This is a genomic window from Micrococcus sp. HSID17227 (assembly GCF_003989405.1).
Taxonomy (GTDB): domain Bacteria; phylum Actinomycetota; class Actinomycetes; order Actinomycetales; family Micrococcaceae; genus Micrococcus; species Micrococcus luteus.
Genome location: NZ_RBLN01000052.1, coordinates 1 through 10,577 on the forward strand (window position 1 = coordinate 1; position 10,577 = coordinate 10,577).

Consider the following 10,577-nt stretch of genomic DNA (forward strand, 5'->3'; position numbering starts at 1 on the left):
TCACTATAAATATTAGATGTTGACTTGCACAAGAGATTTCTTAATAGATTTACGTCCTAGTGCTGATCTGCACACAGTTTGTGTATATTTTTTTTCTAATGGTGCACCTACCACCGAAATCTACACAGGCGGTGACGCTCTTGCCCGACCCGACGCTCTTCCGATCTGAGGAGCGGGCCCGGGAGGCCGAGCGGCGCGAGGCTGAGAAGCGCGCGGCCCAGGAACGCGAGGCCGCGGAGCGCGAAGCTGAGAGGCGCGAGGCCCAGGCGGGCACCGCCGCACTCCCGGCTGTCGCGGCGGGGGCCGCCGCCGCGCAGACCACCGACGCCGATGCCGACGGGGCCACGCCGCCCACCGAGCCCGTCGAGCCCGTGGCGGCCGAGAAGACCGACGCGCCGGAGCCGGTCGCCCCGGACACCGAGGCGATCCCCGTGCGGCGCCAGCGTCCCGTCCCCCGCCGAGCGATCGTGGCCGAGTCCGCGCCGCCCGTCCACGAGGAGTCCCGCAGCACGGCCGCGCCGGTGGCTGCCGGGGCCGGGGCCGCAACGGCGGCGGGTGCCGCGGCTGCCGGTTCGACGGCCGCCGCCGCGGCTCCGGATGTCCTGACCGCCCCGGCCACCACCGGGGGCGACGAGGGCGCCACGGTGGCCGACCCGGGCGACGGCAACGGCCGCACGCGCGGCGGCGGTCCGCTGGCCCTGCTCCTCATGCTCGGCCTGCTGGCCGCACTCGTCGTGGGCGGGGTGCTGCTGGCCCAGAACCTGCGCGGCGGGCCGACCCCGCAGGCCGCGGCCGCGTCGTCCGGGTCCGGGTCGTCCGAGTCCGCATCGGACACCCCGTCGCCGTCGGAGAGCACCAGCCCCTCCCCCACCCCGACCAGCGAGAGCGCCGCGGCCGCCCCGCAGCCCGTCCAGGCCCTGCGCTCGGTGCCGGACCTGCCGGAGCACGAGGCCGAGCACGACGCGGACCTGAGCAACCTCATCGACGGCGACCCCACCACCGTGTGGCGCACCTTCGCCTACGCACGGCCGAACTTCGGCGGCTATGTGGAGAGCATGAACCTCGTGGTCCAGCTCGAGGAGCGCACCGAGGTGAACGAGGTGACCCTGCAGAGCACGGGGGCCACCGGTGGCGCCTGGTTCGCCTACATCGCCGACTCCCCCGAGGGCGCGAACGCCCAGGAGATCGGCAACGGCACCTTCGACCAGGACACCGTCTCCATCCCCGTGCCGTTCGAGGGCACCGAGGCCGAGGCCGAGTACGTGATCGTCAGCCTCACCTCGCTGCCCCAGCTGGAGGGCACGACGTCGGACCTCCCGTTCGGCCTGCGCCTCGGCGAGATCGCCGTCCGCTGACCCCGCGCCCGGGCGACGGCGCGCCGGACCTTCCGGCCGCCGTCGCCGGACGTCGTCGCACCGCGGCCCCGGCACCGCGGAATACCCGCCCGTGGCTCCGCCGTTGTCCTGGAGGAGCGTCCACCACCCCGATCCACTGGAGGAACCCGTGGCCCCCACCGCCCAGGACCAGAGCGTCCACAACGTCGTGATCGTCGGATCCGGCCCCGCCGGATACACCGCGGCGATCTACACCGCCCGCGCCGAGCTCTCCCCGGTCCTGGTGGCCGGGGCGGTGACCGCGGGCGGCGAGCTGATGAACACCACCGAGGTGGAGAACTTCCCGGGCTTCCCGGAGGGTGTGCAGGGGCCCGAGCTGATGGCGAACCTCGAGGCCCAGGCCCGCCGGTTCAACACGGAGGTGGTCTACGACGACGTCGTGCAGGCCGACCTGACGTCGAACCCCAAGGTGCTCACGCTCGGCGACGGCACCCAGCTGCGCACCCACGCGGTCATCCTCACGACCGGCTCCGCCTACCGGAAGCTCGGCGTTCCCGGCGAGGAGCGCCTCTCCGGCCACGGCGTCAGCTGGTGCGCCACGTGCGACGGCTTCTTCTTCCGCGAGCAGGAGATCGCGGTCGTGGGCGGCGGCGACTCCGCCATGGAGGAGGCCCTGTTCCTCACGAAGTTCGCGTCCAAGGTGACCGTGCTGGTCCGCAAGGACGAGCTGCGCGCCTCCAAGGTGATGGCCCACCGGGCCATGGAGAACGAGAAGATCGAGTTCCGCTGGAACACCGAGGTCACGGAGGTGACGGGTGACGACAAGGTCAACACCCTCCGCCTGCGGGACACCCGCACCGGCGAGGCGTCCACGCTGGACGTGACCGGCCTGTTCGTCGCCATCGGCCAGGACCCGCGCACGGACCTGGTGCAGGGCCAGGTGGAGCTCACGGAGCACGGCACGATCCGCATCGACCATCCGTCCTCGCGGACCTCCCAGCCGGGCGTCTTCGCCGCCGGCGACGTCACGGACCACACCTACCGCCAGGCCATCACCGCCGCCGGCTCGGGCTGCGTGGCCGCCCAGGACGTGGAGCACTACCTCGCGACCGTGGCCGACGTGGAGGAGGCCGCGCCGGCCGGCCCGGAGTCGGACGCGAACCCGGCATGAGCCACTAACTCATGACCCCTGACGGAGCGTCATGAATCATGTCGATAACACCCCTGTCCACCCTCGTCAGACACAGAACAAACCCCAGGAGGCTGCCATGAGCACCATCACCGTCACCGACGCCGACTTCGACCAGAAGGTCCTCCAGTCCGAGCTGCCCGTCCTCGTGGACTTCTGGGCCGAGTGGTGCGGCCCGTGCCGCATGCTCGGGCCCGTCCTGGAGGACATGGCCGTGGAGCACGAGGGCAAGGCCGTGATCGCCAAGCTCAACGTGGACGAGAACCCGGCCATCGCCGCGCGTTACGGCGTCACCTCCATCCCGCTCGTCGTGGGCTTCCAGAACGGCGAGAAGGTCGCCGAGTCCGTGGGCGCCAAGCCCAAGGCCGCGCTGGAGAAGGAGTTCTCGGCCCTGCTCGGCTGAGCCCCTCCCCCACTCACCACGACGGCCCCGTCACCCCAGAGGGTGACGGGGCCGTCGTGCGTTGATCTTCAGGACCAGCGGCGGGTGCCCGTGGACGCCGTCCGCGGGAACTCCGGATCAGGACTTCTTGCCCTTCCCCTTGCCGTCCTGACCGCCCTGGATGAGGTCCATGATGCGGTTCAGGTCCTCCACGGTGGTGAAGTCGATGGCGATGCGGCCCTTGCGCGCGCCGAGGGTGATCTTCACGGCGGTGTCCAGGCGGCTGGTGAGCGCGGTGGCGTAGTGGTCCAGGCGCTCGTGGCGGGCGTCGTCCGTGCTGCGCCGCGGCGTGCGGCCCGGCCGGAGCCCGCCCTGCAGCTGCGCGACCGCCTCCTCCGTGGACCGGACGGACAAGCCCTCCGACTGGATCCGCTGCGCCAGACGCTCCATGTCCGACGGGTCCGTGAGACCGAGCAGCGCACGCGCATGGCCGGCCGAGAGCGTGCCGGCGGCCACGCGGCGCTGCACGAGGGGCGGCAGCTTGAGCAGCCGCAGCGTGTTGGAGATCTGCGGACGAGAGCGGCCGATGCGCTGGGACAGTTCCTCCTGCGTGCAGGCGAAGTCCTCCATGAGCTGCTGGTAGGCGGCGGCCTCTTCGAGCGGGTTCAGCTGGGAGCGGTGCAGGTTCTCCAGCAGAGCATCCCGCAGGAGGTCCTGGTCCGGGGTCTGGCGGACGATCGCCGGGATGGTGTCCAGGCCGGCCTTCTGGGTGGCGCGCCACCGGCGCTCGCCCATGATCAGCTCATAGGGGGTGGGGCCGTCCACCTCGCGCACGACGATCGGCTGCAGGATGCCGACCTCGCGGATCGAGGTGACCAGTTCCGCCATGTGGTCCTCGTCGAACACCTCACGCGGCTGCCGCGGGTTGGGGTGGATGTCCCCCACCGGGATCTCCCGCAGGACCGCGATGTCCGCGGACACGGTCCCCTCGGTCGCGGCGGACTCAACGCTCGAGTCCCCCGGTTCCTTCCTCGACGACGTCGCGGAGGTGGCACGCTTGCTGGGCGCCTTCACCGTCGGCATGGCCGGACGCCCCTTGGTCGGCCGCGCCGCGGGTGCATCCTCGGACTCTGCGGAGAAGAACACGTCGACGGGACGCTGCGCGGGTCGCGAGGCACGCTTCGACGAGGTGGTCCCTGCCTTCGTGGCGGACGCGGCGTTCCGGCCAGTTGTGGACGTTGATTTCGTGACCTGAGCGGTGCGGCCCGTGGTCTTTTGCTGGGAGGCCGACGGGACCGGCTCGCCGGACTCCCCCGGCGTCTCGGTCTTCGGGCCGCTCTTCGCCGGCGTCGGAGAGTCCTCCGGGGAGGGTGCCTCGGCGTTCTCTTCCGGGGCTTCTACAGTGCTCTGGATCAGGGCGCCGAGGCCTCGCCCCAGGCCTCCTCGACGGCTCGTCTTCAACGGGTCCTCCTGCAGTGAGTGGGTCTGCGATCAGTGTAGGTGAGCGGCCTGGTCTCGATGATCCTGGGCGACGTGAGGACACCCCGCACGTTGTGCTGGCCCCGACTGCCGGTGGCCACGCGAGGGCCTGAGCTGCAAGGGGTGCGGTGATATTCGGGTCTCGGTTCTGGCATGCACGTCCGTGATTGGACTCGGACGACGGGGGGGTGGGCGCGCGGGTGGACGCCTGCCGCGAGCGTGAGTGTTTCACGTGGAACACTCCGAGTTGGAGCGCTCCAGGAGGGTTGCCGCTGCAATCATCAGAACCCTCACATGCATCCCGTAGGGTCCACTCGTTTCACATGAAACGCGATCCCTAAGCTGGCGAGTGGGCGATTGTCGAATCGCAGATATACCGGCTTGTGTTCTCGGTGTACCGGTACCGATCAACCTTCCGTGCGGACGGTACTCAGTCTGCCGGCCACCCGCATCATGCTGCGGATCGTCGAATCGAAAGTGGCGGACCAGGATCGAAACGCCGCTCCACTCCCCGCGGTGTGGTGTGGACACTCGAATCGCCGAACGGCCGTGCTCGGACTTCTCGTCGTTTTGTGTTCAGTGCTTCCTCACCCCCGCGCGGCTCACGAATCGAACGTTGCGTCGGTGACCGTGTTTCACGTGAAACACGAATGAGTCTGTCGCAGAGAACACGGACGGGGGCCCGATGGTTGTCGTGGTTGCTCCTCACGAACCAGTGCCTCCTTGTCGTGTCGTTCTCTGTCACCCCATTGGCGGCATTGATGGTGTGTTCCATGGATAACCTGAAGTGGTTATCTCACGGTACGGCCCCTTCGCCCGAGGCTCGTTTCACGTGAAACGTCCCGTTCGAAGATTCGACCGTGCACTGGTGCCACGGAAGTCCGCCCACGAGCGGGTTGCATTCAGATGCCGGCGTCCATAGGGGCGTGAGATGCGTTCGAGGTTCAGACTCCTCGCGTTGCTGACGTTGTGACCCGGGCGCGTCGAGCGCCGGACGTCGGTCGTTCGGTTTCACGTGAAACGTGGCGGCGTACTGGACGCGAACGCCGGGTCGCGGGTCCCATGTCGCGCGGCTTGCACCGACTTGTGCCGTTGACCGTACTGTTCGATGCAGTCGCTGCCGTCAGCAGCGGCCGTACAGTCATATGGCAGGCCCTTCCGCCCGACAGACCGGACCCATTCCTCCCGTCTGCCCATTCCGCCCATTAAGGTTCACGTCCGACTCGTGTGGAACCGGGTCTTCACCCGTCCGTCCGCACGCGGCTCCCTCCAGGGATCGACGCTAGACCTACGCGCGAGCATCGTGTTTCACGTGAAACCCCCGGCCACCACCTGAGTGATCGACGTCCTGCTTCCACGTCGTTGCAGGGGTCAGAACCGTGCGGCCTGACCGTCCCGCACTGAGCTGATGCGGGTTTCCCGGGGGAGGGGACCCAGGCTGACTCAGCATTCCCCCTGCCGACCCCGTACCTAGCCGTCGGGCCACGCTGGGGATTCGCCAGACCAACCAGCGCCATGGTGGCACCCACGGCCACCTACCCACGACGTCCCCTTGTCCACAGATCTTGTCCACATATCAACATCGACGATAGCCGCTAACCACTGCTGACTCCGCAAAGTGCCAGCTCACATGCGTGTCTCTGTATACATTGGGGGCGTGCGGCCGCCCCTCTTCGCCGGAGTCTCTCCTACTCCGCACACAGGAATGCACAATAGAACTGTCCTTCTGGCGCCGCCGTTCGGCCCCTCCAACTCAGACGAATCACAGCAGCCCACCATCGCCGCTGACGTCTGCTCTCGCACACGCTGACGGCAGACCGGCCGCGCGCCTCGCGGCGACACCACGGCTCGTGCTCCGCTCTGGCCCCGATTCCCTGCACGTCACCGACGGCGAGGAGGTCTGACCGTGGGGGAGAGGGGGCACCCACTCACAGCACCCGGCCTGCTCGCTGGCTGCATCCTCGAGGCTGCAGCGCACCCGGGTGAAGGAGGAGGGACGGACCATACCCTGCACGGCCGCGCCCGGCGGCCAGGACGTTCCCCACGCGTCGCGCAGCCCTCGCGGAGCACTTCAACGCAGCGTGCACCGCCGGCCCTCACAGCCGCCGTTGCCGCCCCGCCGCCATGCCGTTCACCCCGTGAGTTCGTGCGTCGCCGCCCGCGGCTCCACCCAGGCCTCGCGACAGGTGCGCCTGGCCGGCGGCGGAGGGGCCGGCCCAGGAGAGGAGACGGGAGCGTGTCAGACGGAGGCGGTCGACCACGGACACCCCTCCCCGTCGTCCCGCCGAGGCGGCACCACGCTCGCCCCACGGAGACCGTCGTTTCACGTGAAACACGAACTTTCGACATGCCCAGCGATTCCGCTTGTCTTACCATCCCACATCTTTGGGGGCCGCAATCACTCACGACGAAACCCGCCGGGGGATCACTCCCTCCGGCGGGCTTCGTCGTCGTCAGCAGCGCAGCCCGGCGACGACCGCAGCAGACCGCCTGCGCGTCAGCCCTTCACGGCCGGCGCACCGCGGCCGGCGATCTCCGCGGCCGCCTCCCGGTACGCCACGGCGCCGGCCGAGGCCGGGTCGTAAGTCAGCACCGTCTGCTGATAGCTGGGGGCCTCGGAGATGCGGACGTTGCGGGGGATCGCGGTGTTCAGCAGCTGCTCCGGGAAGTGCGTCCGGACCTCCTCCGCCACCTGCACGGCGAGGTTGGTCCGCGCGTCGAACATCGTCAGCAGGATGGTGCTCACCTGGAGGCGCGGGTTCAGGTGTTTCTGGATCATCTGCACGTTCTTGAGCAGCTGGGAGAGGCCCTCGAGGGCGTAGTACTCGGCCTGGATCGGGATGAGCACCTCCTCAGCCGCCACGAACGCGTTGACCGTCAGCAGGCCCAGGGATGGCGGGCAGTCGATGAACACGTAGTCCAGCCGCTCCTGGCCGTCCTCCTCGCGCCAGGCGGTGTACGCCTCCAGCGCCCGAGACAGTCGCTGTTCGCGGGCCACCAGCGAGACCAGCTCGATCTCGGCACCGGCCAGGTCGATCGTCGCGGGCACCACCTGCAGGCCGTCCACGTCCGGGGCGTCCTGCACGACGTCCTGGATCTCCATCTCGCCCAGGAGCACGTCGTACACGGAGGCGACGTCTCCGGTGTGGGGGATGTTCAGCGCGGTGGACGCATTGCCCTGCGGGTCGATGTCCACCACCATCACCCGCATGCCCGCGCGGGCGAGGGCCGCGGCCAGGTTGACCGTCGTCGTCGTCTTGCCGACGCCGCCCTTCTGGTTGGACGTCGTGAACACGCGGGTGCGGTCGGGGCGCGTCAGACGGCGACGCTGGAGCCGCGCGGGCTCCTCGGCGTCGGCGCCGCCCTTCTCGGCGGTCCGGCCGGTCCACTTCTGGCGCAGGGCCCTCCAGGCCCCACCCCGGCTCTCCTGCTCCTGCGCCATGCGGCTCTACCTCCTGGGTCGCGGGTGTGCGGATCTGCTGCCGCCCGGCCCGTCCCGTCCCGGTGGGGGAGGGGTCAGCGGGGACGCGCGCTGACGCGCACGACGGTGGTGGTCTCGGGCAGCAGGCCCTCGCCCACCGTGAGGATCTCGGGCTCGGCACCACCATACTTGCGCAGGACCTTGCGGGCGGCGGCGATCTCGTCGGCCGCGGAGCGGCCCTTGATGGCCAGCAGCTCCCCGGCGCCCTGCAGCATCGGCATGGTCAGCGGCACGAGGGTCTTCAGCGCGGACACGGCGCGGGCGGTCACGACGTCGACGTCGAGGTTCCCGGAGACCTGCTCGGCGCGGCCGCGGATCACGTCCACGTTCTCCAGGCCGAGGTCGGCGACCACCATGTCCAGCCACTCCACGCGCCGCTCGAGCGGCTCGATGAGCAGGAACTGGCAGTCGGGGCGCGCGAGCGCGAGGCACAGGCCGCCGGGCAGGCCCGCGCCGGAGCCGACGTCGGCCACGAGCGCGCCCTGCGGGAGGAGCTCCTCGACCACGGCGCAGTTCAGGACGTGGCGCTCCCAGAGACGGGGCGCCTCGCGCGGGCCGATCAGGCCCCACTCGATGCCGGTGTCCGCCAGGTGGGCCACGTACGCCTCGGCCCGGGGGAGTGCCTCGCCGAACAGCTCGACGGCGGCCGGCCGCAGCGCATCGGTCAGCGGCGGTGCTGACTGCCCCACGGGCGCGGGGCGCTCGCCCCGGTCCTGTGGATCCAGCCCGGGGCGCCGCTCGTAGGCCGAACCCTGCTCAGTCATCGGCGGAGATGACCACGTGCCGGCGGGCGCCCTCGCCCTCCGACTCGGAGGTCAGGCCGGCGTCCGCGACGACGTCGTGGACGATCTTGCGCTCGTACGCGCCCATGGGCTCGAGGTGCACGGAACCCTCGCCGGCGCGGACGCGCTCGACGGCCGCCTGGGCGGCGGTGCGCAGGGCGACGTTGCGGCGCTCCCGGTGCCCGCAGACGTCCAGGATCAGCCGGGAGCGGTGCCCGGTGGCGGCGAGCACGGCCAGCCGGACGAGCTCCTGCAGGGCCTCCAGGGTGCGGCCGTCGGGGCCGACGAGGCCGTCCAGGCGCTCGTCGTGGTCCTCGGAGACGACGGACACGTACGTGCGCCCGTCGCGGACCTCGATGTCGATGTCCCCGTCCAGGTCCGCGATGTCGAGCAGCTCCTCGACGTAGTCCGCGGCGACGTCGCCCTCCTGCTCGAGGCGGCGCACCGCCTCCGAGACGGCGGCATCGTCCTGCTCCGCGACGCGAGAGCCCTGGCCCGCGGGGGTCTCGACGACGGCGTCCTCGGCCTCGGGGGCCGGGGTCACGTTCTCGGCGGACATGCTCACTTCCTCCTGCGGTTCTTGCGCTGGGGCTGGACGCGCTGACCCGACTGGCGGACGACCTCACCGTTCAGCACGGCACCGCCGCGGCCCGCCTGGGTGTGCGCGGACGAGGGCGTGGCCTCGGCGTTCGACACCTTCTGGCCCACGGGGGGCAGGCCCTTGGCGGCGCGGCGCTCGTTGAGCTCCTTCTCGGCGAGGGAGCCCGGGGTCGGGTTGTTGCGGATGATCCACCACTGCTGGCCGACGGCCCAGAAGTTGGAGTAGGTCCAGTACAGGAGCACGCCGATGGGGAAGTTGATGCCGCCGATGCCGAAGATCAGGGGCATGGCGTAGAGCATGATCTGCTGCGTCTGCATCATCGGGCCGGAGAGGGCCTGCTGCGTCATGTTCTTCGTCATGAGCATCTTCTGCATGAAGAACATCGAGCCCGACATCAGCAGGATCAGCACGATCGCCGTGACGATCACGGGCGTGCTGCCCGGCGCGCCGAGCGAGTTCATGAAGGTGTCCGACATGCGGGCGCCGAAGATCGTGGAGCCCTCGAAGGAGCGGATCTGGTCCGCGGACAGGGCGTCCATGGCCTCGCCGCGCTCGGCCGCGCCGCGGGCGCCGATCAGCACCTGGTACAGCGCGAAGAAGAACGGCATCTGGATCAGCAGCGGCAGGCAGGCGGCGAACGGGTTCGCCTTGTGCTCCTTCATGAGCGCCTGCTGCTCCATGGCCATGGCCTGGCGGGAGAGCTGGTCCTTCTTGCCCTTGTACTTGGCCTGCAGCTTCTGCAGCTCGGGCTGGATGGCCTGCATGGCGCGCTGCGCCTTGATCTGCTTGACGAACAGCGGGATCAGCAGGGTGCGGATGAGCACCACCAGCAGGAGGATGGACAGGGCCCACGTCCAGCCGGAGTCCGCGGGCAGGCCCGCAAACTCCAGGATGCTGTGGAACGCCCCGAGCAGCCAGGACATCAGCCAGCGGAACGGGGAGAGGATGGCTTCGAACATGGGGGTCAATCCTCCTGCGGGAGATCAGGTGGGATGGGAGGGTGGTTCAGGGCGAGGATGCGCGGCTGCCGGCCCGGCGGCCAGCGTCGGTGCCCGGGCGGGACCGGGTCCACGCCGCCGTCGTTCCAGGGATGGCACCGGCCGATGCGCCGCGCGGCGAGCCACGACCCCTTCACCGCGCCGTGCACGTGCACGGCCTCCAGCCCGTAGGCGGAGCAGCTGGGGAAGAACCGGCACACGGGTCCGTACAGCGGGGAGACCACGGCCCGATAGACCGTGAGCAGGCCCGCCAGCAGGGCGGACGGCAGCGCGCGCAGCGGCCCCCACTCACGGGAGGGCTCGAGCACGACGAAGGGCGAGGGCGTGACGG

Annotated in this window: 9 protein-coding genes; 3 read left to right on the top strand and 6 right to left on the bottom strand. The window is 70.0% G+C overall.

The annotated features are described in order from the left end of the window. Positions 1-131: 131 nt before the first annotated feature. From D8M29_RS04680 to trxA, 3 genes are all read left to right on the top strand, one after another. Complete coding sequence (locus D8M29_RS04680; RefSeq protein ID WP_238693329.1) at positions 132-1,355, top strand: hypothetical protein; 1,224 nt, start codon at positions 132-134, stop codon at positions 1,353-1,355. A gap of 148 nt (positions 1,356-1,503) precedes the next feature. Continuing rightward, positions 1,504-2,505 carry a thioredoxin-disulfide reductase gene (trxB, locus tag D8M29_RS04685; protein ID WP_101967584.1) on the top strand — a complete coding sequence of 334 codons (1,002 nt, stop codon included), beginning with the start codon at positions 1,504-1,506 and terminating at the stop codon, positions 2,503-2,505. Between the two features lie 31 nt (positions 2,506-2,536). Beyond that, positions 2,537-2,926, top strand: coding sequence for a thioredoxin (gene trxA / locus D8M29_RS04690; RefSeq protein WP_323662986.1), 390 nt, complete (start codon positions 2,537-2,539; stop codon positions 2,924-2,926). Positions 2,927-3,043: 117 nt separating this feature from the next. On the opposite strand, the gene D8M29_RS04695 is transcribed toward trxA, so the two are convergent. The 6 genes from D8M29_RS04695 to yidD all read right to left on the bottom strand — a co-directional run. Beyond that, positions 3,044-4,366, bottom strand: coding sequence for a ParB/RepB/Spo0J family partition protein (locus tag D8M29_RS04695; protein ID WP_095347379.1), 1,323 nt, complete (start codon positions 4,364-4,366; stop codon positions 3,044-3,046). Positions 4,367-6,881: 2,515 nt separating this feature from the next. After that, positions 6,882-7,826: a ParA family protein gene (locus tag D8M29_RS04700; protein WP_049145027.1), complete on the bottom strand. Its 945-nt coding sequence runs from the start codon at positions 7,824-7,826 to the stop codon at positions 6,882-6,884. Between the two features lie 74 nt (positions 7,827-7,900). Then, on the bottom strand, positions 7,901-8,629 hold the full coding sequence (rsmG, locus tag D8M29_RS04705; RefSeq protein WP_127435143.1) for a 16S rRNA (guanine(527)-N(7))-methyltransferase RsmG: 729 nt from the start codon (positions 8,627-8,629) through the stop codon (positions 7,901-7,903). Then, a complete protein-coding gene (locus tag D8M29_RS04710) occupies positions 8,622-9,206 on the bottom strand; it encodes a R3H domain-containing nucleic acid-binding protein (protein WP_095347377.1) in 585 nt (194 codons plus the stop codon). Before D8M29_RS04710 ends, rsmG begins: the two co-directional genes overlap by 8 nt. A 2-nt stretch (positions 9,207-9,208) precedes the next feature. Further along, the gene (yidC, locus tag D8M29_RS04715) at positions 9,209-10,207 is read right to left on the bottom strand and encodes a membrane protein insertase YidC (RefSeq protein ID WP_049145020.1); all 999 of its coding nucleotides are present in this window, start codon (positions 10,205-10,207) and stop codon (positions 9,209-9,211) included. 5 nt (positions 10,208-10,212) lie between these two features. After that, on the bottom strand, positions 10,213-10,577 hold a 365-nt coding region (gene yidD, locus D8M29_RS04720), incomplete at its 5' end, for a membrane protein insertion efficiency factor YidD (RefSeq protein ID WP_238693330.1).